At 69.6% G+C, this 23544-nt stretch carries 25 protein-coding genes and 1 pseudogene; 10 read left to right on the top strand and 16 right to left on the bottom strand.

The window, feature by feature from the left end; genetic code table 11:
- Positions 1–101 (top strand): annotated as a pseudogene (locus tag JJB11_RS26040) (IS110 family transposase); the annotation flags it as partial.
- Positions 102–272: 171 nt separating this feature from the next.
- On the opposite strand, the gene JJB11_RS14920 reads toward JJB11_RS26040, so the two are convergent.
- The 9 genes from JJB11_RS14920 to JJB11_RS14880 all read right to left on the bottom strand — a co-directional run bounded on the left by JJB11_RS14920 (position 273) and on the right by JJB11_RS14880 (position 6532).
- On the bottom strand, positions 273–1478 hold the full coding sequence (locus JJB11_RS14920; RefSeq protein ID WP_201172652.1) for a hypothetical protein: 1206 nt from the start codon (positions 1476–1478) through the stop codon (positions 273–275).
- The gene (locus tag JJB11_RS14915; RefSeq protein WP_201172649.1) at positions 1478–2089 is read right to left on the bottom strand and encodes a hypothetical protein; all 612 of its coding nucleotides are present in this window, start codon (positions 2087–2089) and stop codon (positions 1478–1480) included. Before JJB11_RS14915 ends, JJB11_RS14920 begins: the two co-directional genes overlap by 1 nt.
- A complete protein-coding gene (locus tag JJB11_RS14910; protein WP_201172644.1) occupies positions 2086–2922 on the bottom strand; it encodes a serine hydrolase in 837 nt (278 codons plus the stop codon). The genes JJB11_RS14915 and JJB11_RS14910 overlap by 4 nt, the downstream gene beginning before the upstream one ends.
- A gap of 195 nt (positions 2923–3117) precedes the next feature.
- Positions 3118–3522: a hypothetical protein gene (locus JJB11_RS14905; RefSeq protein WP_201172640.1), complete on the bottom strand. Its 405-nt coding sequence runs from the start codon at positions 3520–3522 to the stop codon at positions 3118–3120.
- A gap of 133 nt (positions 3523–3655) precedes the next feature.
- Complete coding sequence (locus JJB11_RS14900; RefSeq protein WP_201172638.1) at positions 3656–4477, bottom strand: C1 family peptidase; 822 nt, start codon at positions 4475–4477, stop codon at positions 3656–3658.
- 249 nt (positions 4478–4726) lie between these two features.
- Positions 4727–4876 (bottom strand): lmo0937 family membrane protein, encoded by a 150-nt coding sequence (locus JJB11_RS14895; RefSeq protein ID WP_201172636.1) that lies wholly within the window; start codon positions 4874–4876, stop codon positions 4727–4729.
- Positions 4877–4890: 14 nt separating this feature from the next.
- Entirely contained in the window at positions 4891–5301 is a 411-nt protein-coding gene (locus tag JJB11_RS14890; RefSeq protein ID WP_201172627.1) for a hypothetical protein, read from the bottom strand.
- A 20-nt stretch (positions 5302–5321) separates the two neighbouring features.
- Complete coding sequence (locus JJB11_RS14885; protein ID WP_201172623.1) at positions 5322–5633, bottom strand: BON domain-containing protein; 312 nt, start codon at positions 5631–5633, stop codon at positions 5322–5324.
- A 161-nt stretch (positions 5634–5794) separates the two neighbouring features.
- Complete coding sequence (locus JJB11_RS14880) at positions 5795–6532, bottom strand: Crp/Fnr family transcriptional regulator (protein WP_201172620.1); 738 nt, start codon at positions 6530–6532, stop codon at positions 5795–5797.
- Between the two features lie 81 nt (positions 6533–6613).
- On the opposite strand from JJB11_RS14880, the gene JJB11_RS14875 reads away from it, so the two are divergent.
- The 6 genes from JJB11_RS14875 to JJB11_RS14850 all read left to right on the top strand — a co-directional run bounded on the left by JJB11_RS14875 (position 6614) and on the right by JJB11_RS14850 (position 12508).
- Positions 6614–7447 (top strand): beta/gamma crystallin-related protein, encoded by an 834-nt coding sequence (locus JJB11_RS14875; protein ID WP_201172617.1) that lies wholly within the window; start codon positions 6614–6616, stop codon positions 7445–7447.
- A gap of 32 nt (positions 7448–7479) precedes the next feature.
- Positions 7480–8424: an ice-binding family protein gene (locus tag JJB11_RS14870; RefSeq protein ID WP_201172611.1), complete on the top strand. Its 945-nt coding sequence runs from the start codon at positions 7480–7482 to the stop codon at positions 8422–8424.
- A gap of 26 nt (positions 8425–8450) precedes the next feature.
- Entirely contained in the window at positions 8451–9614 is a 1164-nt protein-coding gene (locus tag JJB11_RS14865; protein WP_201172608.1) for an outer membrane beta-barrel protein, read from the top strand.
- 80 nt (positions 9615–9694) lie between these two features.
- Positions 9695–10294: a TetR/AcrR family transcriptional regulator gene (locus tag JJB11_RS14860; protein WP_201172605.1), complete on the top strand. Its 600-nt coding sequence runs from the start codon at positions 9695–9697 to the stop codon at positions 10292–10294.
- A 73-nt stretch (positions 10295–10367) separates the two neighbouring features.
- On the top strand, positions 10368–11069 hold the full coding sequence (locus JJB11_RS14855) for an SDR family oxidoreductase (RefSeq protein WP_201172603.1): 702 nt from the start codon (positions 10368–10370) through the stop codon (positions 11067–11069).
- Positions 11066–12508 (top strand): MATE family efflux transporter, encoded by a 1443-nt coding sequence (locus JJB11_RS14850; RefSeq protein WP_201172600.1) that lies wholly within the window; start codon positions 11066–11068, stop codon positions 12506–12508. The genes JJB11_RS14855 and JJB11_RS14850 overlap by 4 nt, the downstream gene beginning before the upstream one ends.
- A gap of 151 nt (positions 12509–12659) precedes the next feature.
- On the opposite strand, the gene JJB11_RS14845 is transcribed toward JJB11_RS14850, so the two are convergent.
- From JJB11_RS14845 to JJB11_RS14820, 6 genes are read right to left on the bottom strand one after another with little or no spacing between them, the layout of a single operon-like run.
- On the bottom strand, positions 12660–13211 hold the full coding sequence (locus JJB11_RS14845; protein WP_201172597.1) for a GspH/FimT family pseudopilin: 552 nt from the start codon (positions 13209–13211) through the stop codon (positions 12660–12662).
- Positions 13208–16480: a pilus assembly protein gene (locus JJB11_RS14840; protein WP_201172596.1), complete on the bottom strand. Its 3273-nt coding sequence runs from the start codon at positions 16478–16480 to the stop codon at positions 13208–13210. The genes JJB11_RS14845 and JJB11_RS14840 overlap by 4 nt, the downstream gene beginning before the upstream one ends.
- Positions 16481–16495: 15 nt before the next feature.
- Complete coding sequence (locus JJB11_RS14835; RefSeq protein WP_201172594.1) at positions 16496–17020, bottom strand: pilus assembly PilX family protein; 525 nt, start codon at positions 17018–17020, stop codon at positions 16496–16498.
- Positions 17017–18252 (bottom strand): PilW family protein, encoded by a 1236-nt coding sequence (locus JJB11_RS14830; protein ID WP_201172592.1) that lies wholly within the window; start codon positions 18250–18252, stop codon positions 17017–17019. Before JJB11_RS14830 ends, JJB11_RS14835 begins: the two co-directional genes overlap by 4 nt.
- Positions 18249–18815 (bottom strand): type IV pilus modification protein PilV, encoded by a 567-nt coding sequence (gene pilV / locus JJB11_RS14825; protein ID WP_201172590.1) that lies wholly within the window; start codon positions 18813–18815, stop codon positions 18249–18251. The genes JJB11_RS14830 and pilV overlap by 4 nt, the downstream gene beginning before the upstream one ends.
- 8 nt (positions 18816–18823) lie before the next feature.
- Positions 18824–19210 carry a type IV pilin protein gene (locus JJB11_RS14820; RefSeq protein WP_201172588.1) on the bottom strand — a complete coding sequence of 129 codons (387 nt, stop codon included), beginning with the start codon at positions 19208–19210 and terminating at the stop codon, positions 18824–18826.
- 437 nt (positions 19211–19647) lie between these two features.
- On the opposite strand from JJB11_RS14820, the gene JJB11_RS14815 reads away from it, so the two are divergent.
- Complete coding sequence (locus JJB11_RS14815; protein ID WP_201172586.1) at positions 19648–20646, top strand: Bug family tripartite tricarboxylate transporter substrate binding protein; 999 nt, start codon at positions 19648–19650, stop codon at positions 20644–20646.
- The gene (locus JJB11_RS14810; RefSeq protein WP_201172584.1) at positions 20643–21836 is read left to right on the top strand and encodes an aromatic ring-hydroxylating dioxygenase subunit alpha; all 1194 of its coding nucleotides are present in this window, start codon (positions 20643–20645) and stop codon (positions 21834–21836) included. The genes JJB11_RS14815 and JJB11_RS14810 overlap by 4 nt, the downstream gene beginning before the upstream one ends.
- 24 nt (positions 21837–21860) lie before the next feature.
- Here JJB11_RS14810 and JJB11_RS26035 read toward each other — a convergent pair whose 3' ends face one another.
- Positions 21861–22430 (bottom strand): MarR family transcriptional regulator, encoded by a 570-nt coding sequence (locus tag JJB11_RS26035; RefSeq protein ID WP_201964858.1) that lies wholly within the window; start codon positions 22428–22430, stop codon positions 21861–21863.
- Positions 22431–22777: 347 nt separating this feature from the next.
- Between JJB11_RS26035 and JJB11_RS14800 the strand changes: the two genes are divergently transcribed.
- Complete coding sequence (locus tag JJB11_RS14800) at positions 22778–23542, top strand: gluconate 2-dehydrogenase subunit 3 family protein (protein WP_201172581.1); 765 nt, start codon at positions 22778–22780, stop codon at positions 23540–23542.
- The last annotated feature ends 2 nt before the right edge of the window (positions 23543–23544 follow it).

Here is a 23544-nt window from a genome sequence, read left to right as displayed (position 1 = left end):
AGAAGCTCGTTCTCGGAGCTCTGATGCGCAAGCTGGTGGCGATCGCCTACGGAGTGTTGAAATCCGGACTTCCATTCAATCCGGCACTCCACTCCGCTTGACGGAGAACACAGTATCTACGAAGACGGAATCGATTCGCGATGGAGAACCGCGCCGAGGCGTGTAGGCTGGTGGTGAGCGTAGCGAACCCCAGCGATCCAGCGTCGCGCAGCAAGCTGGGGTTCGCCTGGCGGCTCACCGCCAGCCTACGAGGCAGCCACTGCCGTTGCCCGCTACGCCCGGCCCCAGTCGTCGAGCCGCTCCACGAGGTCATCGAGCGCGATCACCTCGTCGCCGTGGTCCTCGCGCTGGAACACGACGGCCGACCAGCCCCTCATGCCGACCGGACGCAGGCGCCGGCCGTTCACGCGCAGCACGTGGCCGGCGACCGCGCGCAGCACCACGCGCTCGTAACGCGACCGGGCCAGCTGCGCGGGCGGCAGGCGCTCGTCCCAGGCGCACAGCGTGCCGACGTCTTCGTAATCCGGCGGGCGGTCGTCCAGGTCCAGCAGCGAGGGACTGCGCCCACGCAGCACGGCAGCGATCAGCCGGAAGGTGAAGGGATCGCACATGCGGCGGATCGGCCTCCAGAACCGGCGCACCGTCTGCTCAGCGATCGCGCGCAGGCTGAGCGCGCCATGCCGCTGCGTGGGCCACGGCTCCGTGTCGACGTCGCAGGTGAACGGGTTCTTCGGATAGCAGGTGAAGCGCGCCAGCCAGCCCTTGCGTGAGGTGTGCGGCATCGGCCGGAAGCCGCTGATCACGGGGATACCGTGCTTCGCCAGCTCGTCCAGCTCATACGTCGGCCAGGTCATCACCTCGCGCACCACACCGGCGATCAGGGCCGCCGTGGCGATCATCAGTGACGGACTCGGCGTGAAATCGCACGTGATCTCGATGCGGTCCTCGCGCGGCCGCACGCCCACGCCGGTGGAGCGCCGGTTGGCCGCGAGCAGCATCACCGGCGCGGGCAGGATGTACGTGAGCAGCAGCGCCAGCTGTTCGATCGTGCGGCCCTTCGCCGGCTGGCCGGACGGCAGCGCGAAGGACACGTTGTAGTGCGCACTGAAGCCGACCAGCCGCGTCTTGCGCGCGTGCGCCGCGTCCCACGCGTCGAGCTCACCGCGCAGGAACTGCAGCGATTCCCACAGCAGGCGCCCCGCGCACGCCGCGCAACCGCGCTCGATCTCCACCACCGGCGTCGCGACCTCGATCACGCCCGTGTCGAAGTAGACGGCGCCCCCGGTGGGCAGCTGGTACGAGGTGCCCTGCCGATGCATCAGCTCGCCGCGGATGAAATCGCGCGGGCTGCCGAACAAGGCCTCCGGCCGCGTCGGCTCGTCGTCCAGCACCAGCGAGCACTCCGCCTCCATCCCCATGGCGGCCAGCCGCAAACGCTCGGTCGCGGATGCATGCTCCCGCTTCTTCGTGCTCGCCATCAGCTGCCTTCCCTGCCCGGGCGACGGTCGCCCGCGTCCACCGGATCGAACACCGTGTAGCCGATGTCGATGTGCAGGTGATCGTCGGTCTCACCGTCTGCCGGGCCGAAGGGGCGCACCCACGCACCGGGGATCACGCGGCGCGCGATGGCGGCGTACTTCTCGATCTCTTCCCGCGTGTCGAGATAGCTGTCGCCGATGCGGTAGATGTTGGCGGCCGTGCCCCAGCAGTGGCGCGAGGCGTATCGGCTCAGCGCGTGTCCCGGCGAGCGGTAGCCGCCGTTGGCGGCCACGTGCACATAGGTGCCCACCTCGATGCGGAACAGCTCGAGTGCGGCGGCGAGCAGCACGATCGCGCAGGGCACGTAGCGCGGGAACGAGCGCATGCGCGCGGCCTCGCGCACGTCCACGGCCATCAGCTCCGACAGGCAGAAGTGCGCAGTGAGCGGCGTTTCCATCGCCTGCTTCCACGAGTCCACGCGCAGGAAGGACGCGGGCAGGACATGCGCGATGCCCTCGCGGTCACGCAGCGGTTCGCCGGGCCGCAGCACCTGCCGCACGTCGTCGGGCAGGTCGTCGGCGAAGACGACGGGCAGCGGCAGCGCACTCATTGCTGCTGCCCCGTCATGTACTCGTACACCGCGCGCGAGATGCGCGCGATCGTCTCCTGCCGCCCGTTCACCTCCGGCGCCCACTCGGTGAGGATGACGACGACGTACGCATCGCGCCCGTTGAGATAGACGATGCCCGCGTCATGCGCGACCGTGGAGATCTCGCCGGTCTTGTGGGCGACGCGCGCATCCTCCGGCAGCCCGGCCGGGATGCCGCTGCGAAAGCGCTGCTGGTGCAGGATGTCCAGCATCGCCTGGGAAGCCTCGGCCGAGATCGCCTTGCCCTCCTCGATCAGCCTCAACGCGTCGCAGAGCCCCGCGGCCGTCACCCGGTTGTTGATGCCCGCTTCCCACGCGACCTCGTCCTCGACGCCGCGCTGCAGGTCTATGCCGCCCAGGTGCAGGCGCGCCAGCGACGCGCGCGCGGCCTCGATGCCGACGAGATCGAGCAACAGGTTGGTGGCCAGGTTGCTGCTGGTCACGATCATGTGCTCGGCCAGCTCGTGCACGGTCAGCATGCGCCCGACCGCCGCGTGCACCTCGGCGTTCGCTTCGCTGCCGGTCCCGACGCGGAACGGCCGGCCGTCGACCAGGCCGAGGAAGCGGTTGCGCACGTGCACGCGCGAATGCGGCTCGAAGCGGTGCTGCTCGATGGCGTCGTACACGGCCAGCAGCACCGGCACCTTGATCGTGCTCGCGGCATGGAACCAGCGCGCGGCATTGAGCGACCACGCCGTGTGGTGCTCGAAGTCGTAGGCCGCGACCGCGACGGCGGCCGCGTTGGCCTCTTCGCCGATCCGCAGGACGGTGTCGCGAAGCGTGGGCTCTGCCATGGCTGTGTAGGGTCTCCTGCCGCTGAGGTTGGGGAAGAAGCTTCCCGTCTTTCTTCGGCAGATGGTGGGGCGGCACGCGGGCGCCCCGCGTCGGACGAACACCAAAGGTGAGCGGCAACGCAGCCTCGCGCGCACGGCGGCGCGCCGGGCTGCCGCCCGCCGGCACGACGGGGTCGCTGTCTCAGCTCTGCGGCGTCAGCGCTGCACTTTCCAGATCCCGCCGGCCTGCAGCACGGTGCTGCCCGGCTCCGGGACGGCGAAGTCCACCTCCACCTCGTCGCCCGGCTTCAGCGTGGCCAGGTCGAAGGTGTGGTCGTTCACGTGCACGGAGGCGGTGCGTCCGTCGGCATCGCGCAGCTGCAGCAGGTCGGCGCGCGTGTCGACGGCCACGACCCCATAGACGCCCGGCGACGCGCCGCTGCCGCTGCCGCCGCTCGCATCGAAGCGGCCCGCCACGAGCGCGCCCGGCAGGCGTTGGCCGGGCGGCCGCGCGATCGGCTGCGCCGGCCGCTGCGCCCACGCGCCGCTTACGCGCGCCGCCAGCGCCGCAGCGACTGCCGCCGCCGGGACACCGGACAGGAAACGCCGCCGCTGCAGCATGGTGGTCCTCCTCGCGCCGTGACGCAGGGGAATTCTGCGCGCCCCCCTGCGGCAAGCGCACTGGGGATTCGGGCAAGGCCCGGGCCCGCGACCAGCGCGGGGTGACGCACGGCGGCACCCGCGCAGGCTGCCGCTACTTCTCCTTCACCGAGCGGAGTGTCCAGAAGTCGGAGGAGAGCTGCGGGTTGATCACGTACTCGTAGGGCATCAGGCAGTAGCCGGCCAGGCCCCACTTCACGCCCCAGGAGTTGCGGATGATCATGTGCCGCTTCGCGTTGTCGTAGCCCACCGCGACCACGCAGTGGCCGCCGAGGATCGCCTCGCCCGGCTTGGGCATGGGGACGAGGCCCGTCTTGGCGACCTGGTCGCTCTCGAATCTCTCGTAGACGGTGAAGCCGAACACGAACGGGAAGCCCTCGGCCAGGCAGCCCTGGAACTGCGTGAGGCTTTGCGGGACGCGTTCGTACCGGGTGACCAGGTCCTTCTTCGCCTCCGCGTACGCGGCCTGCGGCGGCTTCTGGGTGAACTTGTCGATCGCATAGGGCCACGCCGTCTCCGGCGGCGCGCCCAGCGTGGACACGACCTTCACGCCGTCGCGGATCTGCGCGCCGGAGTCCTGGTTGACGTGGCCTTCGATCGCGCGCTCGTTGTAGTAGATGAACAGGCGCGAGGGCACGAAGGTCTTTACGCCCTGCTTCATCTGGTCGAATTCGACCGCCGCCCCGACGCCGTTGGCCGTGCAGCTCCCGAGCTGCCCCTGGTCGTACACCGCCGGGCAGCCGGGCCGCAGGTCGACCTTCTCCGGCAACGGGCCGGTGCGGGTGAGGGGTGCCGAGTAGAAGAAGTCGCGCTCGTCCGGCAGGTCGCGCACCCAGCCGTAGCCGCCGTGCGCCGAAGCCCTGCGGCGGCGCAGGCCCGTGTCGGTGAAGTCCGCAGTGTGATGGGTCGATGTCATGGCCTCGCTCCTGTGAGTCCGGCAGCGCGTTGCACCGGATCGGGCCGAGGTGTCCGCAGTCGCGCCACCGGTGCCCGCCCCGCGACCGCCGCTGCCCGCGAGCCGCCGGGACACCCATTGAACGACGGCGGCGAGCTTCCGTCTTCTGTCTTTCGGCCGATGAAGGAAATGGCTGGCGACGGCGGTGGCGGTGCCCGCCGCCGCATCAACGTGCGACGCGGCGGGCGGATCAGGCGAAGGCGCTTCCGGTCAGAGCGCGCGCCGGCCGCTGATCACTCGCAGCAGCACGACGACGATGGCGACCACGAGCAGCACGTGGATCAGGCCGCCCGCGGTGACGGAGGTGACGAGGCCGAGCGCCCACAGCAGGACGAGGACGATGGCGAGGGTGTAGAGCATGGTGCTTCCCTGGTTCAAAGGCCGGCGGGGCCGCCGACGAGGAGGATGTTGTCGCCGACGCGCCAGGAGGCCTTGCCTGCCGTGGTGCTGGTCCGCAGGGAGCCGTCGTGCAGGCGGACCGTGAATTCGTACGAGGCAGGTGCGCCGGCGACGAGGTCCAGGGCGCGGATGCCCATGACCACGCCACAGCGCTCGCAGTGCGAGCGCGGCAGGTCCGCCGCCTCGGCCAGCGGTGCTGCGACGCGCTGCGGGGCCGCGAACCACGACGCCGGGTGCAGCGCCTTCGCGATGACCGGCAGCAGGACACACAACAGCGCCGCCGCCATCAAGCCCTGCAGGACGGAGGGCGGCACCGCGTGCACGGCGCGGCTGAAGTTGCTCCAGCCGTGGCGCTCGCCGGCAGGGGGACGGTGGTCGATGGCCATGGCGGAGAGCGCTGCGCTGCTTACTTGACGCGCATGTCGTTGGTCACCGAGCTCACGCCCGGCACGGCTTGCGTGACCTGCACGGCGCGGTCGATGCTGGCGCGGCTGGAGACGAACCCGCTCAACTGCACGCGGCCCTTGTAGGTCTCGACGTTGATCTCGGCGGACTTCAGCGTCGGCTCGTTGAGGATCGCGCTCTTCACCTTGGTGGTGATCGTGGTGTCGTCGACGTACTGGCCGGTGCTTTCGTGGTTCCAGGTGGAGGCACAGCCGCCCAGCGTGGTGAGGGCGATGGCGGCGACGAGGACGGACAGGGTGGTGAAACGGGTCATGGAGTTCTTCCGGTAGACGTCCGGCCGGGGTGGCCGAAGCGCGATGACTGTGGGTCAACAGCGCAAGAATGCCCGCGCCACGCTGGCTCGTCTGTCCGCTAGAGTACGGAGCGGGAACAAAAAGTCCGTTTCGCGCCGCGCTGCGGCAGCGCGCCGCGCCCTCAGGTCGCCTTGATGTCCGGCAGCAGGCGGTCGTATTCCTTCTTGACCACCGCATAGCACTCGCACGAGCGGCGCTCCAGGCCCGGCCGGTCGAGCACCTGGATGTGTCCGCGCTCGTAGCGGATCAGTCCGTCCTTCTGCAGCTTGCCGGCGACCTCGGTGACGCTGGCGCGGCGCACTCCCAGGATGTTGGACAGCAGTTCCTGGGTCATGACGATGTCGCTGGCCCGCAGCCGGTCGAGCGTGAGCAGCAGCCAGCGGCAGAACTGCTGGTCCAGCGCGTGGTGCCGGTTGCACACCGAGGTCTGCGCCATCTGCGTGATGAGCGCCTGCGTGTAGCGAAGCAGCAGGTGCAGCACCGGCCCGCCGCGGTTGAATTCCTCCATCAGCAGGTCCGCCCGCAGCCGCCAGGCCTGGCCCGCCGCCTGCACCACCGCCGAACTGGAGGTGGACTGGCCGCCCATGAACAGCGAAATGCCCACCAGGCCTTCGTTGCCGACCACCGCGATCTCCGCCGACGCGCCGTTCTCCATCACGTAGAGGAGGGACACGATCGCGGTCGTGGGGAAGTACACGTGGGTGGTATTGCCGCCGGGGGCGATCAGCACCTTGGCCAGCGGCAGGTCCACCAGTTCGAGGCCGGGGACCCAGCGGTCGCGCTGTGCATCCGCGAGCGCGGCGAGGAGAAAGTTGTCGCGCGGCTCTGGCGCCTTGCCCGAAGGCGTACTGCGTTGCATGACTGGAGTGTATTCGCCGGTACGCCAGCGGACAGACGAAGCTCTGCCGCTCCCTTACTGTGCGGACCTGAAAGAGGTCCCATGACATCCACCATTCACGCCCTTCTGGGCACCACCCTCCTCGCGTTCGGCGTCCACGCCGCGGCCCAGGTCACCTATTACGAAGGCGAGCATTTCCAGGGGCGCTCGGCCACGGCGACGGCGCGCACGACGAACCTGGAACGTTCGGGTTACCGCGAACGCGCCTCCTCGATCGTGGTCTCGGGCTCCGCGCGCTGGCAAGCCTGCGACGACACGCGCCTGTCCGGCAACTGCATGGTGCTGCGTCCCGGCCGTTACGCCGACCCGCAGGCCATGGGCCTGCAGGAACGCGTGTCCTCGCTGCGGCCGCTCGCCGCCCGCGAGCACGTGGCAGAGTCCGACTACGCACCGCTGCCGCAGGTGGCGCAGGACTTTCATCGCCGCCGCAACGAACGCCTGTACGACGCCGACGTGACCTCGTCGCACGCCGTGCTGGGCACGCCCGGGCAGCGCTGCTGGATGGAAAGCTCGCAGGTGCCGCAACCGGCGCCGGCAGGGCGGACGGACAACCTGAATCTCCCCGGCGCCGCAGTCGGGGCGCTGATCGGCGGCATCCTGGGCCACCAGGTCGGCGGCGGCACGGGCAAGCAGATCGCCACCGTCGGCGGTGCCCTGGGTGGCGCTGCGCTCGGCTCGCAATACGGCCGCGCCGATGCCCCTGCCCCGCAGGCCGTCGCGCAGGAGGTGCGCCACTGCGATTCCAACCCCGTGCAGGCAGTCCCCGCGTACTGGGACGTGACCTACGACTTCCGGGGCCAGCAGCACCGCATGCAGATGTCCTCGGCTCCCGGCCGCACGGTCACGGTGAACGCCAACGGCGAGCCGCGCATCTGATCCCGACCTCCATCTTGAAAAGGCTTCCTTCCATGACGCTCCTCCCCCTTTCGCTGCGCCCCTGGGCCGCAGTCGCGCTCCTTGCCACGCTCGCCGCTTGCGGCGGCGGGCAGGACCGCGTTCTCGGCTTCGACGGCGCGCAGGCCGGCTCACCCGCCGCGGGGGCTCCCGTGGTCGCGCCCAAGGTGCCCCTGGTCGGTGGCGTGGCCGTCCCGCTCGGCGCGGCCACCACCTTCGGCGTCTTCGGCGGCTCCGCCGGCGTGACCAACCAGGGCATCAACACCGTCGTGAACGCGGACCTCGGCACCACCGCCGTCGCCACCACGGTCACGGGTTTCCATGACGGTGTCGCCGGCGTGAACAAGTGCGACTACACCGAAACCGGGCTCAACATCGGCACCTTGCCGGGCACGAACCGCGTGTACACCGCGCCGCCGCCGCCCGTGGGGACCAGTGCTGCAGGCTGCATCGGCGGCACGTCACTGACCGCCACGACGGCCGCTAACGCCCGCGCGGATGCGCTCATCGCCTACAACGCCCTGGTCGCCAAGCCGCTCGGTCCGGATCCGGGCGCCGGCAACCTGGCCAGCCTCACGCTCGCCCCCGGCGTCTATACCGCGGCGGCCGGCACCTTCCGCATCCAGGGCGGTGACCTGACGCTCGACGCGCAGGGCGATGCCAATGCCGTGTGGGTGTTCCAGATGGCGACCTCGCTCACCGTCGGCGGTCCCGGCGCGGCCTTCCCCGCCAACGTGATCCTCACCAATGGCGCCCAGGCCAAGAACGTCTATTGGCAAGTCGGCAGCGCGGCCACCATCAACGCGGGCGGCGGCGGCACCTTCAAGGGAACCGTCATCACGCAGTCCGGCGCCGCGATTTCGACGCCCGGCAACGTCGCGCTGGTCACCATCGACGGCCGCGTGCTGTCGCTGAACGCCTCGGTGACGATGGTCAACACCGTGATCAACCTGCCCTGAGCCCCGGACCAACAACAAGGATGAACATGAAACTCACCACCAAGCCGACCCTGCTCGGCATCGCGGTCTTCACCGCGCTCGCCGCGCCGGCAGCCATGGCGCAGGCCACGGGCTGGTACGCGGGCGGATCCGTCGGCGGCGCCCGCGCCACCATCGACGACCAGCGCATCCAGAACGGCCTGGCCGGCCAGGGCCTTGCGACCAGCAGCATCGATGACCGCGAGCGCCACGCCGCCTTCAAGCTGTTCGGCGGCTACCAGTTGAACCGCTACTTCGGCGTCGAGGCCGGCTTCTTCGATCTCGGCAAGTTCGGCTACACGGCGCACACCACGCCGGCGGGCAGCCTCACGGGCGACATCACGGTGAAGGGCCTGGACCTCGACCTGGTCGGCTCGTACCCGATCACGGACCGCTTCTCCGTGCTCGGCCGCGTCGGCGTGATATCCGGTCGGACCGAAGGCGCTTTCAGCGCAACCGGTGCGGCCCGGGTGCCGTATGCCAGCACGCACACGAGCGAACGGTTCACCGACGCGAAGTGGGGCGCGGGCGTGGCCTACGCCTTCACCGATGCCCTGTCGATGCGGCTGGAAGCCGAGCGCTATCGCATCAAGGACTCGGTGGGCAACCACGGCGACGTCGACATGGTGTCCGTCGGGCTGGTCTACCGCTTCGGCGCGCCGGCGGCCGCAGCGCGCCCCGTGGCGCTTGCGTCTGAGCCCACACCGCAGCCCTACGTCGCACCCGCGCCCGTGGTGGTGCAGCCCGCCCCCGCCCCCGCACCCATGCCGGCAGCGCAGCCCGTGGTGGTGAAACGCGTGAACCTGGCCGCCGATTCGCTGTTCGGGTTCGACAGTTCCGTCGTGAATGCGCGCGGCAAGACGGCCCTCGACCAGCTGGCGGCCGACCTGCGCGGCGTGCAGTACGACGCGATCCGGGTCACCGGCTACACGGATCGCCTGGGCAGCGCCGCCTACAACGAGGCCTTGTCCACCCGGCGTGCGCGCGCCGTGACCGCTTACCTGGTGAGCTCCGGCGGGATCGCGCGCGACAAGGTGACGGCCAGCGGCGCGGGTGAAACGGCGCCGGTCACGAAGGCGGGCGATTGCCGCGGCACCGCACCGACGGCTGCGCTCATCTCCTGCCTGCAACCCGATCGCCGGGTCGAGATCGAAGTGCACGGCACCCGCTGAGCCTCGGGGCGCCTGCCGCGCAGGCGCCCCAAACCCATGGCCATATGATGGCCATCATATTTTCGGCTACAGTGCGAGGCATGGACACCGCCCCCGCGAGCCGCAAGCAGCAGACGCACGACCGCATCCTCGATGCGGCCGCCCGCGCGCTGCGCGACTCCGGCTTCTACAACGTGGGCGTCGCCGACATCATGAAGAAGGTCGGCCTCACCCACGGCGGCTTCTATGCGCACTTTCCTTCGCGGGATGCGCTGCTGGTGGAAGCCCTGCAGCGCGCCGGCCAGGACAGCCAGTTGCGGCTGCAGAAGTCGATTGCGCTGGGCGAGGCGCGCGGCTTCAGCCGCTTCCGCTCCCTCGTGGAGAACTACCTCTCGGACCGCCACCTGAAAGCGCCGGAAGCGGGCTGCCCCGTGGCGGCGCTCGCTTCGGAGATGCCGCGCCAGTCGGACGCCGTCCGCGAGGCCGCGGCCGAGCGCGTGCAGTCCCTCGTCGCCAGCGTGCAGGCGTGCCTGCCCGCCGGGGCGGAGCCAGAGGCCGCCGCGGTGATCGCGAGCCAGCTCGCCGGCGCCTTGCAACTGGCTCGGACGCTGGGCGACAACGCCCGCGGCCGGCGTCACCTGGCGGCTTCGCGCCGCTTCCTGCTCGAGCAATTCGAACCCGGGGGCAGCCCCGCAACCTGAGATGGCGCGCGCTTCGCGCGCCTTGTTCCACCGGGCCGAAATATGACGGCCATCATATTCACCAGGAGCTTCCATGCAACTCGCCAACGCCGTCGTCCTGATCACCGGTGCCAATCGCGGCATCGGCCTGGCCTTCGCCCGGGAAGCGCTCGCGCGCGGCGCCCGGCGCGTCTACGCCGCCGCCCGCGACCCCGCGAGCGTCACCCTGCGCGGCGTGCAGCCGCTGGCGCTGGACGTGACCGATGCCTCGCAGGTCGAGCGCGTTGCGCGCGAGTGCCGTGACGTCACGGTGCTCGTGAACAACGCGGGCATCGCCACCACCGGCGGCTTCCTGCAGGACGCCACCCTGGAGTCCACGCGGCGCCAGCTGGAGACCAACTTCTTCGGCGTGCTGCGCATGGCGCAGGCCTTCGCGCCGGTGCTGGCCGCGAACGGCGGCGGAGCCATGCTCAACGTGCTGTCGATCGCCAGCTGGATCAACCGGCCGCTGCTGGGGAGCTATGGCGCGACCAAGTCCGCGGCCTGGGCGCTCACGAACGGGCTGCGGCACGAATTGCGCGCGCAAGGCACGCAGGTCACCGCACTGCACATGGGCTTCGTCGACACCGACCTCACGCGCGGCATCGAGGGCGTGAAGTCCACGCCCGATGCGATCGTGCGCGCCGCCTTCGACGGGCTCGAGGCCGGCCTGCCCGAGGTGCTGGCCGACGAACTGACACGGCAGGTGAAGGCATCGCTCGCCAGCGCGGCGGCGGCCTACCTGGCGGCGGCATGAGCACCGCCGCCGCCCCGACGCGCATCGCGCCGCGCACCACGCGCAGCGCGGAGGCCAGCGCAGTGAGCAGCGCGGCCGCTTCGCCGGCTTCGGACGCCACGCAGCGCATGCTGCGCGGTCCGGTGCTGCCCACGCTGCTGCGGCTCGCCACGCCCAACGTGCTGGGCCTGTTCGCCAACACCGTGGTGATCGGCTTCGACGGCTACATCGTCGGCCGGCTCGGGGCCGAAGCGCTCGCGGGCGTCGCCGTCGTGCTGCCCCTGGCGATGCTGATGCTGCAGATGTCCGCCGGTGGCCTGGGCGGCAGCACCACCGCGGTGGTGGCGCGCGCTCTCGGCGCCGGCGACACGCACGAGGCGACGCGGCTCGCACGCCATGCGCTGGTGCTGGGCCTGGCGGCCTCGCTGCTGTTCACGCTCCTCTTCTCCACGCCCGCGCCCTACGTGCTGCTCGCCGCGCGCGCAGGGGTGCTGGCGCAGGCCGCCGGCTACGCGGGGGTGCTCTTCTCCGGCGCCGCGGCGATCTGGTCGGTGAACGTCCTCGCCGGCGTGGCACGCGGTACCGGCCAGATGGGCGCCGCGGCCCTGGCCCTCATTGCGACGACGGCGATGCACCTGACGCTGTGCCCGCTGCTGGTGTTCGGCGCAGGCCCCGTACCGCCGCTGGGCGTGGCCGGCGCAGCGACGAGCACGGTGACCTGCAATGCGCTGTCGGCGCTCGCGCTGCTCGCCTGGCTCTCGCGCCGCGGGCAGCCCGTTCGCGTGCTCGGTCCGGGCTGGCAGTGGCAGCGGGCCACGTTCCGGCGGGTGCTGCAACTCGCGCTGCCCTCGGCGCTGAGTCCGATCCTGAGCAACGGCTCCATCGCGCTGGCGACCGCCTATATCGCGGGCTTCGGCAGTCTCGCCGTCGCCGCCTACGGGATCGCGGCGCGCCTGGAATACATCCTGGTGCCGATCGCCTTCGGTTTCGGCGGTGCGCTCACGGCCATGGTGGCCACCAACCTCGGTGCGCGCCAGCCCGCCCGGGCCAAGCGCGTTGCCTGGACCGGCGCCGCGATGGTCTGGGCCGTGACCGGGCTCATCGGCCTGTGGGCTGCGCTGTGGCCGCAGGCCTGGATGACGCTCTTCACGGCGGATCCGGTGGTGCGCGCCGTCGGCAGCAGCTACCTGCGCATCGTCGGTGGCTGCTATGGCTTCTTCGGACTGGGGCTGGCTCTCTTCTTCGCATCGCAGGGTGCGAGCCGGCTCGCCTGGCCGCTGCTGGCCAGCACGGTGCGCCTGCTGATCGTCGCGCTCGGCGGCTATGCGGCCGTGCACGTCGCCGCCGCGCCACCCGAGACGCTGTTCGGCGTGATCGCGTTCAGCCTGTCGGCGATGGGCCTCACGCTCGCGGCGGCGATCCACTTCGCGGACTGGACGCCGCGCGCAAGCGCTGCGTGAAGCGGGGCGGATGCGTAGGCTGGCGGTGAGCCGCAGGCGAACCCCAGCTTGCTGCGCCACGCTGGATCGCTGGGGTTCGCGTTGCTCACCGCCAGCCTACGAGTCCGGTCACGGGGCCGTCCGCGTCGCCAGCGGGGATGATCGTCCCGCCTCAGGCGCAGGTGCCGTTGTGCGTGACGGCCACGGCGGGCCGCCCCGTTGCCGTGACGGCGACCTGGCGCTCCTGGTTGCCGGCGGGGGCCCAGCGGCACAAGGTCAGGCTCACCTGCGTGGCGCCGATGCCGCTGGCCGGGAAGTTGATGCTGTAGCTGCCGGTCCCGCCGGCAAAGTGGTAATCGGAGGAGAGCGCCGGCTGCTTGCGCAGCACGAGCGTCGCGCCCCCTCCGGCGTTGCACATCGTGTCGGTCGACGCGTTCGCGGGGCAGGTGATGATCCAGCCCTGCGCCCAGGTCGCGCCGGACGTGCAGGTCGCGCCGTCGGAAGAGGCGCACATGGTGAGCGCGACGTTGCGCTTGAGCGCCTCGCTGCGGGCGTACTGCGCGCTGCCGATGAAGCTGTTGGAGTACGACGCGAGCCGGCTGGTCAGCATGGCCTGTGCGAACGAAGGCACCGCCAGCCGCGTGAGGATGCCGAGCACGACCAGCGTGACCAGCAGCTCGATGAGCGTGAAGCCCCCTTGCGGACGAAGCCTGGTACGCATCATTTCTTCTCCACGTACCAGTACAGGCGGTTCTTGGCGCGCGACACGCTGCCGTTCTGCTGCGCCTTGCGGCCCTGCAGCGGCGAGTCCGCCGAGCAGCCGATGCAGAAGGACACCGGGTTGCCGTTGATCAACACCGAGCCCGCCACCGGCGAGGGCGGCAGGCCGTCGCCCGCGATCTCGGCGTAGATGTTGCTGCTGCCGTTGACGGCGCCTGCGTTGGCGTAGCTGAGGTTGTAGACCAGGCTCTTGCCCAGGTTGTTGCCGCAGGAATTCGTGGCCACCGCGGGCTGGTGCGTGCTGAACGTGGTGATGCCGAACTGCGTGATGGCGGAGGTCACCACCTGCTCGGTGGAGGCGAGCGCGAGATACCAGCCCTTCTTGGCCGCCAGCGCCGAGGCGCTGGGCGTCGTGCCCGCGGTGATGGCCTGCAGCGAGTTCAGGCACAGGAAGTTGTTGCCGCTGCCGCACTGGTCCTGCAGGAAGGTGGTGCTGCCCGGCTGGTCCTGCAGCATGAAGAAGTAGTTCTGCACGCCGTTGGACGCGCCGTACTGCCGGGTCGGCTTCTCGCGGTCGCCCGTGCCCAGCAGGATGTCGAAGGTCGTGCCGTCCGTGCTCACGACGCTAGGCTGGAACATGAACTTGCGGTTCGCCGTGCAGGCGGTGAGCGAATCGCAGCCCACCTTCGCGATCGGGGTCATCGTCCAGCCAGCGACCGTTGTCGCCGTGAAGTCCAGCCGGTACACCACGCCGCCCATGTCGGCGATGTACGCGTACTTGGCCACGCCGTTGGCATTCACCACGGTCGCATCGCCGATGACGCTGCGCGGAGCGCCGCCGGTGAACGGAGCCACGGTCGGGAACTGCGCGACGATGTGACCGTCCGTGCCGTCGATCACGTACACGCGGCTGCCCTTGGGCGAGCCGGTGCAGCTGTTGTTGGCGCCGCCGGTGCCGGTGTCGTTGTCCTCGCAGGTGTCGTAGCCACCGCCCATGATCAGCAGCGGATTGCTGTAGCCACTGGCCTGGATCACCTTCGGGCTGCTCCAGGTCTGGCCGATGTTGATGTAGTTGCTGGTGCCGCTGGTGCTGCCGCAGTCCGTGGAGGTGAGGTCCACGCTGGAACAGCCGATCTTCCAGAGGAAGGAAGGATTGCCGGGCGTGGTCACGTCGAAGGCATAGACCGCGCGGCCGCCGCGGCGCATCGTGGCGTACAGGTAGGTCTTGGCCGAGCCGTTGATCGTGCCGCGGAATGCGGTGACCGGGCCATCCATGCCATAGGGCTTGGGCAGCGCGCTGGTGTCGGCCGCGCCCTTGTAGTACACGGGCGTCGTGTTGTCGTACAGGCGCTTGATCTGGCCGTAGAACTCCGGCGGCATGAAGGTCCACAGCTCCGCACCGGCGGCATAGGTGGTTCCATTCGAGGTCAGCGAGCCCGTCTGGTTGCCGTTGACGGCGTGCAGCATGCCGTCGTTGGCGCCGTAGTACACGACCACCTGCGGCGCCGTGTCGGTGCCGTAGTTGAGCGCCACCGGCCGGGAGTGCATCACGTCACCGTGCACCGAAGGCCGCATGACCGTGGCGCCCTTGAGCAGCTCGTTCTGCGTGTTCAGGCCGCGCGACCAGTCCACCAGCGTGGCCGCGTCGGTGCTGGTGAGTCCGGTGCCGAACAGGCTGGCGCTGGGCGGGCTGGACGACTTGTAGTCGCTCCAGCCGGTGCAGCTCGCGAGCGTGCTGCCGCAGGTCTTCACCACGCGCGCCGACGGCGTCACCTGGCGCAAGCCGTAGGCTTGCGCCCCCTTCTCCACGATGTTGCCGTCGGGGTAATCCGAGGCCGCCGAATTCGTGACCGTCAGGCAGCCGCCGCTGGGCGACAGCGCCCAGTACTGCTGGTTGGTGGTGGTGTTCGGCGTCCAGAAGCTGCGCGCGCACGAGGTGATGAAGCCCGTGTTGTTGTTGATGGCTGCGTTGCCGTCCGCATCGTTGGTCTGCAGGTTGCCGTTGCTCGTGAACCCCAGCTGGTACTGCTTCAGGTTGCCCAGCCACCGCGGCAGGAAGCCGGAGTCGGGCCGGAACATGCCCACGAAGATCTGGTTCAGGTAGGAGCCCTGCGTGTTGACGCTCACCGGCAGGGACACGGAAGCGAACACGCTGTTGACGGAGATGATGTTGCCGAACGAAGCCTTGAACGCGTTCACCAGCGTGGCGTAGTCGCTGGTGGCGTAGAAGTCCCCGCCACCCACCTCGGCGAGCCGTTGCAGCCAGGCGGAATAACTGGGCAGGCAGGACGCGCCGAGCAGGCCGATGCTGGTGGTCTTGATGCCGGCCTGGCCCCACATGTACTCCGACCAGTTCAGGCCCCAGCTGCCCGAGTTCTCGTTGTCGCCGGGGAAGGTGTAGCTGGAGCTGTTGCCGGACGTGCAGACGATCTGGCTGGTACCGAGCCCGTACTTCGCGCTGACCGTGTCCGTGAACGAGGTCAGCTGCGCGGTGGTGGGCTTCGGGTTGGCGTACATGCCGGTCGCCGTGTCGGAGCCGCTGTACAGGTACTGTCTCGGCCCCTTGCTGCCCGTCTGGTCGTTCGGGCTCGTGTTGTTGCGGTAGGCGTCCCCGACGTAGATGACGTAGTTCTTGCCGCACCCCGTCGAGGGGGCGGCATAGGTGGTGCCGGAAATGCCCTGCTTGCCCTGGTACAGCGCCCAGGCCTCCTGCATGATGGCGCCGCTCGCGAGCGAGTTGCTCTTGATGTTGTAGCCGCTGTTGCCGCTGCTCTTCCAGTTCTTCACCCAGTTGAGCAGGTTCGTCTTGACGGTGGGCGTGTAGCCCACCACGGGCACGATGTTGCAGCCGCCGACGCCGCTGCTCGGGCACGCGGAGAAGGGGTTGCCCGTCGTGTTCGTCGGGTCGAACTTCTGCAGGCCCGTGGCGTTGAACATCATGAAGCCCACGTTGAAGAGGGGCGTGTCGTTGGCGGGCAAGGCTGCCAGGGCCGCATAGAGCGCGCACTGCTCCACGCCGCCGGCCGAACCACTGAGGGCCGTGTTGCTGGTGCCCGTGCCGTCCACTTTCACGGTGCCGAGCGAATCGATGCTGCAGCTCTGCGACGAATTGGCATCGAAGCTCGCGCCGTTGTCGAACACCACGAGGATGTTGGCCGCGGCAGCGGTGTTGGGCGAGGCAAACAGGTCCGTGTCCTCGGCGAAGGCAGCCAGGTGCACGCACGCCGGCAGCGCGATGGTGGCGAGCACCTGCAGGAGTCGCTTGATGGTCATCGTTGCTCCAGGCAATCAGGAAGAGAACACGGTCAGCCCGCAGGGCACGACATAAGTCTGGTAGTCGGACTGCTGCATGGGCAGCCGCACACCGTGGTGGATGACGACCGCAGCGCCCGTGCTGACGTCCGACACGGTCGCGATGAGTTCCCAGTCCACGATGTAGCTGCCGGCGCTGGTGCCGCCGTCGCTGGTCTCGTAGCCGCTGGGGGCGTCCAGCGCGACGCGCGCCGCGCGCACGGGGCACTGCGGAATGCTGATGGTGACGGAGTAGTCGGGCACGCCGTCCTTGTTGATGTCGACGGTCGAATTGACGGTGGTGTTCAGCGCCGTGAGGAACGAGCCGCTCACGACCTGTTCGAGGGCGCGGTTCGCGGAGGCGAGCGCCTCTTCCCGGAACTGCACGTTGCCGACCGAGCGCAGGTCCGAGGAGCTGAGCAGGTAACCGCCGATCACGATCACGGAAATGATCATCAGCAGGATCAAGGCGACCACCATCACGGCGCCCCGCTGCAGGGATTGGAGGGAATGCCGGTTCATGGCGGGGGTACCTCGCGGCGCATGGAGACGTTGTTCAGTCTCACGGTTTCCGCGTACACGTGCCGCTTGTACGCGTCGTTGAACGGGCCGATGCTGCTGCCCGCGATCGAATAGTTCTTGACGTCGACGTACCCCGGGGTGGCGCTCGATGCGCGCGCCAGCACCCCCACCGTCACCGCGACGGTGTTCGCCAGGTTGAACGGCCCCTGCACCGGATCGCTGCAGGGCGAACCCGCGGCGGCACAGGCGAGGTACGCATCGACGTTGCCGTCACCGCGCTTGGTCGGCGTGTAGGTGTCGGTGGTGCTGGCCCAGCCCACGTCCTGCTGGAACTTCGCCGTGGTGAGGGTCGCACCGGTCCCGCCAGCCACCGTGGGCTTGCTGACGTTGTCCACCCCCAGCTGGATGCGCAAGGCCTGGATGCCGTCGACGAGCGCCTCGGTCTGCTGGTGCGCCAGCACGCCGCCCTGCAGCTGGAAGCGGGTGCGCACGAGCGTCGGCACGTTGTCGCCCGGCGTCATGAAGTAGTTGCGCACCCAATAGATCGTGGACAGGAACCGGTACAAGGGGGCGGTCGCCGAGCAGGTGCCGTTCTTCAGCACCAGATCGGCCGGCGTGGCGCTGAGCGCGAAGCGGGCGGCGTCCGTCGGGCAGCGCGAAAGCTGGAAGAACATGTTGCCCGCGGTGTTCAGGCAGTCCGTCTCGCTCGCGGAAGCGTTCGCCACGCAGGGCGCCGCGTGCCGCACGATCAGCACGTCGCTGTCCGGTTGCGCCTCGGCGGCCGTGATGATCGAAGAGCACACCGGCGAAGCGCCGGACGAGGACACCTGGTACACCTGCAGCGGCAGGCCGATCAGCTGGGCGCGGTAGTCGGTGTTCCAGGTGGCGACGGCCGCGCAGGGATCGGGCAAGGCGGTGGGAAAGGCGACGGTCATGGCGTCGTTCACGGCGCCGACCGCTCCGGACACGCTCAGGTCGTCGAAGGTCGGCACGTAGCCGCCCCAGAAGCCCGCGTGCGTGAGGTCCGCCTCGATCAGCTGCTGCGCCATCCGGCCGTTGTCGATGACCGAGTTGGTCCGCGCGAGCTCCGTGCTGTTGCGGTTCACGTTCATCAGCAAGGTGAGCATCGCCAGGATCACGAGCAGCGACAGCGCCACCCCCACCATCAGTTCGACGAGGGTCAGGCCGCGTTGCAGGGTCCGCGTGCGGAAGCCGGCGAGGGTGCGGTTCATATCAGGTTCGCGATGCGGACGACGGTGGTGGCCGCGCGCCGGCACAGGTCGTTGGTGCAACTGCCCCCGTCGTACTGGCTGGCCCCGCAGGCCAGGGAGGTCGGCGGCGCGACGATGGGCGCGAGCCCCTGCCACGTGACGGTCACGAGGTAGTCGCCGTCGGCGGAGAGCTGGACACAGCCGCGCGCGTCGATCATTGCGCCCTGGCGCAGCGCGCTCGCGCCCGTGCCGGTGGTCTCCGAGGAGCCCTGCAAAGCGTTGCACCACGCCTTCAGGTCCGCCTGCGCGATCGAGGTGCTCGCCATGCCGCTGCAATCGAAGCCGGTGCCCAGCGGCGAGCTGGTGCCGGTCACGTAGGCAGCGGCGTTCGCGCGGTTCGTCGCGATGTGCGTGGCCATCTCGTTGAGCAGCAGCAGCGCCTGGCTGCGCTGGTAGGACTCCATCTCCGTGGACTGCATGCGCACCTGGAGTCCGGCCATGCCCAGCAGGCCGAAGGCGACGATCACGAGCGTGATCAGGACTTCGATCAGGGTGGCGCCACGTTGGCGTGCGGTGTTCGACATGCGCTCTCCTACCACTTGTCCGCGGGGCTCTTGGTGCCGTCGCTCGAGAGCACCAGCGGACCGTCCTTGACCTGGCTGCCGATGGGGGTGAAGGTCACCGTGAAGGAAGGCGGTGCGCTGGCGACCGCGATCGAATACGTGTACTTCGCACTGACATCCGGCGGCAGCGCGTAGCCGCTGGCCTGGAGCTGCGTGGCGGAAACGAAGTTGCGGTTGGCGAGCAGGAACTGCTGCTCGCGGTTGGCGATGTCCATCATCTGCGCCTTCGCCGAGGCGCGCGCCGACTTGCGCACGTGCGACAGGTAGGATGGATACGCGACGGACGCCAGGATGGCGACCACCGCGCAGGCGACCATCAATTCGATCAGCGTGAAACCTCGTCCCCGGATCCTCATTTTTTTTGTAGCAGTGGGTTGCGACGGACCGGACTGTAGCGGAGCCCGGCGCTCGTTCTCCTGCTGCTCAGATGGTCGGTCGAAGCTTGTGGGTCAGTGGCGCGACTGGCTTGCAGATCGCTGACACCTAGGGATACGGCTTAACACATTCGCCTGCGCCGTTAACACGAAACGATAACGTGCGAGTGCGCTTCACCTCCCGTTTCCCCATTGGCGACGCGGCGTCATCGCTCCAGTGCCTGGAGCGATCGTCCCAACTCCGATACATCCCGTAACTTCGCATTTCCAAATGCACCCGATGCGAAGCCCGTGGCATCGTTTCGACGCGCGGCGATGGAGCCGGACCGCCCGGATTGCAGCCCATCGGCGGCCCTGAGCGTGCCGGCGAGGCCCCCAGCGGCAGCGCCGCATAATTCGCGCAGCACCCGGAGACCCGCATGCGCTCTTTCCATGAACCCGGCGCCGTCGGCCGCCGCTCGGCCCTCGTCGCCCTCGGCGGCCTGGCCCTGGCCAGCACCCTGCCCGCGCGCGCCGACGGGTTTCCGTCGCGGCCGGTGCGCATCATTCCCTTCGGCACCGGCGGCGGTCCCATCGACACCATCGCACGGATCTACGGCGACAAGCTGCAACAGCGCTGGGCGCAGCCCATGGTGGTCGAGCCCAAGCCCGGCGCGAGCGGCATCATCGCCGCCGACGCGGTCGCGAAGGCCGCACCGGACGGCTACACGGTGATGGTCACGCTGCCGCTCACGCACATCAACAACGCGATCCTGCAAGCTAAGCTGCCGTACGACCCGGTCAAGGACTTCACGCCACTGTCCATGATCGGCACCGGCGGCCCCATGCTCGTCGCGCGCGCCGATGCGCCCTACAACAACCTTCAGGAGTTCATCGCCTTCGCGAAGAAGCAGCCGAAGGGACTGACCTACGGCACCTGGGGCACCGGGTCGGCGGCGCACCTGTTCGGCGAACTGCTCAAGCGCGAGACCGGCGCCAACCTGATCCACGCGCCCTACAAGGGCGAGGCGCAGGCGCACAGCGACATGTTCGGGGGCGCCCTCGACTTCGCCTGGGCCAACCCAGCGACCGCGCGCGCGCAGATCCAGGGCGGCAAGATGAAGGCGCTGGCCGTCGCCGGGACGCGCCGGCTCACGATCCTGCCCAACGTGCCGACCTTCACCGAGCAGGGCTTCCAGGGCTTCGACATCGACAGCTGGATCGGCTGGTTCGCCCCGGCGAAGACGCCGCAGAACGTGGTGGACACGTGGGTTTCGGCACTGCGCGACATCACCGCGATGCCGGATGTCGCGGCCCGCCTGGTCGGCTATGGCTTCGAGCCGCTGGGCAACACGCCCGCGCAGTTCGTCGAGCGCTTCCGGGTCGACTATCCGCGCACCGCCGAACTGATCAAGGCTGCGGGAGTGACGGCCGAATGAACGCGCGACACCTTCCCGTCGCGCCGGACACCGGCACCGCGTACGGCAAGCCGGCGCCCACGTACCGCAAGGAGCTGACCGAAGTCGGCCCCGGCACGCCGATGGGCGAACTGCTGCGCCGCTACTGGCACCCGATCGCGCTCGCCGGCGACGCCACCGACACGCCGCGCAAGGTGCGCGTGCTGGGCGAGGACCTGATCCTGTTCCGGGACAAGAGCGGCCGCCCGGGCCTGGTCTATCCGCACTGCGCGCACCGCGGCACGTCGCTGTTCTACGGTCGCGTGGAGGAGCGCGGCATCCGCTGCTGCTACCACGGCTGGATGTTCGACGTGCAGGGCCACTGCGTGGAGCAGCCGTGCGAGCCGCAGGGCGGCCGCGCCCGCGACAAGGTGCGCCAGCCCTGGTACCCGGTGCAGGAACAGTACGGACTGGTCTTCGCATACCTGGGCCCACCGGACCGCAAGCCGGTGCTGCCCCGCTACGAGTGCCTGGAAAACCTGGACCCCGGCGAGATGCTGGAGGCCAACGACCGCAGCATCGGCGGCGGCGGCCCGCAGGTCATCGACTGCAACTGGCTGCAGCACTACGAGAACCTCGTCGATCCCTTCCATGTCGTCGTCCTGCACTCCACGTTCAGCGGCACGCAATTCGTCGAGCAGATGGCCGTGATGCCCGAGGTCCGCTGGGACACGGTGGAACTGGGCGTGCGCACGACCTCGATCCGCAAGTTTCCCGACGGCAAGACCTTCCGCCGCATCAGCCAGGCCGGCGTGCCGACGCTGCGCGTCATCCCGAGCCCGCGCGTGGGCAAGTACGGGCGCGTGGAGTCGATCGGCTGGATCCTGCCGATCGACGACACGCACTTCCGCATCTACGTGGTGGGCCGCGTGTCCGAGCCGGGCGAGCTGGCGAAGATGCGCTCGCGCCAGAACGGCAAGCTGTGGGAGGAGCTGAGCGAAGAGGAGCACCAGCGCTCGCCCGGCGACTACGAGGCGATGGTGAGCCAGGGCCCGATCGCCGGGCATTCCGAAGAGCACCTCGCCACCACCGATCGCGGCGTGGTCATGGTGCGGCGCTACCTGCAGCAGCAGGTCGAGGCCGTGCAGCGGGGCGAGGACCCGGCCGGCGTGAGCTTCGATCCGCAGGCGCCGCCAGTGTTCTTCGACGCGGGGAATTTCCTCGAGGATTGAAGGCGGCCTGGCGCATCGACGGCTTCAGTCGTCGGCACCGATCAGGGTCTGCGCGCCGCGCGGATCGGTGCGCAGTTCACGGATCAGCCGCTCCAGGTCGCGGTCCAGCCGCTTCAGCGTCGCCTCGTCCAGCCGGCGCAGCACGTCGGGGAGCAGGCCGACAAAAGGGGTCGGCGCCTTGCCGAGCACCTTCAGCCCGCGCGCCGTCGCACGCAGGTGCACGGCGCGCTGGTCCTCCGCGCCGCGTTCCGAAGCGACCAGCCGCGACTCGAGCAGCGCGCGCACCAGGTTGCTCGCGGTGGACTGGTGAATGTCCATGGAGCGGGCCAGCGCACCGACGCCGATGCCGGGGTGCGCGGCGATCTCGCTCAGGGCCCAGACCTGGGCGCCGGAGATACCGGCGACCTGCTCGACGCTGCGGAAATGGTTGCGCACGGCATTGAAGACCGCACGGAAGCGCCGCAGCACCTGGCCGGCGGGATCGGGACGTGCCGCGGTCTTGCGCGGCGCGCGCACGGCCGCAGGCCGGGCCGTCGCACGCGCCTGCGTCCGCGCCGCGGAGTCCGCGCGCGAGCGGGCCGCAGGCCTGGGCACGGACTTCTTCGCGGAAGTTCTCGGGCGCTCGCTGTTTGCCACGCCGCATGATCGCACGGACCAGGCGTCCTGCGGGCTGTGCAGGCGATGCCCACGCACGACTTCGCGCCGCCGAGCACAAACACGCGCGCGAGCACCCCATGGCCGAGGAGTGCGGTGATACATTGCCGCCAAATACAAGCGAGAGCTAGCTGTGCCGCGCGATCCGTTTCCGAGCGAGCGGCTGCAAGTCGGTGACTGGTCTTGTCCAGCCAGACAACGCGGCTGCAGGGCCTGCGCACGTGCGACCGGCACGGCGGACGGCCGACGAGCCGGGTCGCGCACCCGTGCATTCGAAGGGAGTCCCCATGAAACCCACCGACCCTGAATCCCGCGGGCCGGCGCTGACGCGCCGCCGCCTGCTGACCGCCGGCGTGATCGTGCCGGTCACCGGAGCCGCTGCCGCGCGCGTGATCCAGGGCGACATGCCCTGGCAGGAAAGCGAGGCTGCGGCACCGCCGGCCGCCACCCACGGGCCAGCGCAGAGCGGCTACCTCTTCTTCGCGGCCGCAGAGGGCGTCTTCGTCGAGGCCGCGGTCGCCCGCCTGATTCCCAAGGACGACCTCGGCGCCGGCGCGCTCGAAGCGGGCGTGCCCACCTTCATCGACCGGCAGCTCGCCGGTGACTATGGGCGCGGACAGGACTGGTACATGCAAGGGCCCTGGGGCGAAGGCGAACCCACGCAGGGCTACCAGACCCGCCTCACGCCCGCGTCGCTGTACCGCATCGCCATCCGCGAGATCGACGACGCCGTCAACAAGGAGGGGCGCGCCGGCACCTTCGCCAAGCTCGGCGCGGACGACCAGGACCGCTGGCTGAAGCAGCTGGAGGAAGGCAAGGCGCAACTGGCCACCGCCGACGCGAAGAGCTTCTTCCAGATGCTGATGCAGAACACGCTGGAAGGCTTCTGGGCCGATCCCATCTACGGCGGCAACAAGGACATGGTCGGCTGGAAGCTGATCGGCTTCCCGGGCGCGCGCTACGACCACAGTCCCTTCGTGACGAAGCACAACCAGCGCTATCCCCTGCCGCCCGTGGCCATTTCGGGCCGGCCGGAATGGTCGAAGGGGTAACG

It is taken from the genome of Ramlibacter ginsenosidimutans, from assembly GCF_016654015.1.
Taxonomy (GTDB): domain Bacteria; phylum Pseudomonadota; class Gammaproteobacteria; order Burkholderiales; family Burkholderiaceae_C; genus Ramlibacter; species Ramlibacter ginsenosidimutans.
This window is presented reverse-complemented; position numbering and strand designations above follow the sequence as displayed.

Excerpts from the sequence above, each read along its gene's own strand:
- JJB11_RS14920 (WP_201172652.1), bottom strand. The coding sequence starts at position 1,478 with ATGGCGAGCACGAAGAAGCGGGAGCATGCATCCGCGACCGAGCGTTTG.
- JJB11_RS14915 (WP_201172649.1), bottom strand. The coding sequence starts at position 2,089 with ATGAGTGCGCTGCCGCTGCCCGTCGTCTTCGCCGACGACCTGCCCGAC.
- JJB11_RS14910 (WP_201172644.1), bottom strand. The coding sequence starts at position 2,922 with ATGGCAGAGCCCACGCTTCGCGACACCGTCCTGCGGATCGGCGAAGAG.
- JJB11_RS14905 (WP_201172640.1), bottom strand. The coding sequence starts at position 3,522 with ATGCTGCAGCGGCGGCGTTTCCTGTCCGGTGTCCCGGCGGCGGCAGTC.
- JJB11_RS14900 (WP_201172638.1), bottom strand. The coding sequence starts at position 4,477 with ATGACATCGACCCATCACACTGCGGACTTCACCGACACGGGCCTGCGC.
- JJB11_RS14895 (WP_201172636.1), bottom strand. The coding sequence starts at position 4,876 with ATGCTCTACACCCTCGCCATCGTCCTCGTCCTGCTGTGGGCGCTCGGC.
- JJB11_RS14890 (WP_201172627.1), bottom strand. The coding sequence starts at position 5,301 with ATGGCCATCGACCACCGTCCCCCTGCCGGCGAGCGCCACGGCTGGAGC.
- JJB11_RS14885 (WP_201172623.1), bottom strand. The coding sequence starts at position 5,633 with ATGACCCGTTTCACCACCCTGTCCGTCCTCGTCGCCGCCATCGCCCTC.
- JJB11_RS14880 (WP_201172620.1), bottom strand. The coding sequence starts at position 6,532 with ATGCAACGCAGTACGCCTTCGGGCAAGGCGCCAGAGCCGCGCGACAAC.
- JJB11_RS14875 (WP_201172617.1), top strand. The coding sequence starts at position 6,614 with ATGACATCCACCATTCACGCCCTTCTGGGCACCACCCTCCTCGCGTTC.
- JJB11_RS14870 (WP_201172611.1), top strand. The coding sequence starts at position 7,480 with ATGACGCTCCTCCCCCTTTCGCTGCGCCCCTGGGCCGCAGTCGCGCTC.
- JJB11_RS14865 (WP_201172608.1), top strand. The coding sequence starts at position 8,451 with ATGAAACTCACCACCAAGCCGACCCTGCTCGGCATCGCGGTCTTCACC.
- JJB11_RS14860 (WP_201172605.1), top strand. The coding sequence starts at position 9,695 with ATGGACACCGCCCCCGCGAGCCGCAAGCAGCAGACGCACGACCGCATC.
- JJB11_RS14855 (WP_201172603.1), top strand. The coding sequence starts at position 10,368 with ATGCAACTCGCCAACGCCGTCGTCCTGATCACCGGTGCCAATCGCGGC.
- JJB11_RS14850 (WP_201172600.1), top strand. The coding sequence starts at position 11,066 with ATGAGCACCGCCGCCGCCCCGACGCGCATCGCGCCGCGCACCACGCGC.
- JJB11_RS14845 (WP_201172597.1), bottom strand. The coding sequence starts at position 13,211 with ATGATGCGTACCAGGCTTCGTCCGCAAGGGGGCTTCACGCTCATCGAG.
- JJB11_RS14840 (WP_201172596.1), bottom strand. The coding sequence starts at position 16,480 with ATGACCATCAAGCGACTCCTGCAGGTGCTCGCCACCATCGCGCTGCCG.
- JJB11_RS14835 (WP_201172594.1), bottom strand. The coding sequence starts at position 17,020 with ATGAACCGGCATTCCCTCCAATCCCTGCAGCGGGGCGCCGTGATGGTG.
- JJB11_RS14830 (WP_201172592.1), bottom strand. The coding sequence starts at position 18,252 with ATGAACCGCACCCTCGCCGGCTTCCGCACGCGGACCCTGCAACGCGGC.
- pilV (WP_201172590.1), bottom strand. The coding sequence starts at position 18,815 with ATGTCGAACACCGCACGCCAACGTGGCGCCACCCTGATCGAAGTCCTG.
- JJB11_RS14820 (WP_201172588.1), bottom strand. The coding sequence starts at position 19,210 with ATGAGGATCCGGGGACGAGGTTTCACGCTGATCGAATTGATGGTCGCC.
- JJB11_RS14815 (WP_201172586.1), top strand. The coding sequence starts at position 19,648 with ATGCGCTCTTTCCATGAACCCGGCGCCGTCGGCCGCCGCTCGGCCCTC.
- JJB11_RS14810 (WP_201172584.1), top strand. The coding sequence starts at position 20,643 with ATGAACGCGCGACACCTTCCCGTCGCGCCGGACACCGGCACCGCGTAC.
- JJB11_RS14800 (WP_201172581.1), top strand. The coding sequence starts at position 22,778 with ATGAAACCCACCGACCCTGAATCCCGCGGGCCGGCGCTGACGCGCCGC.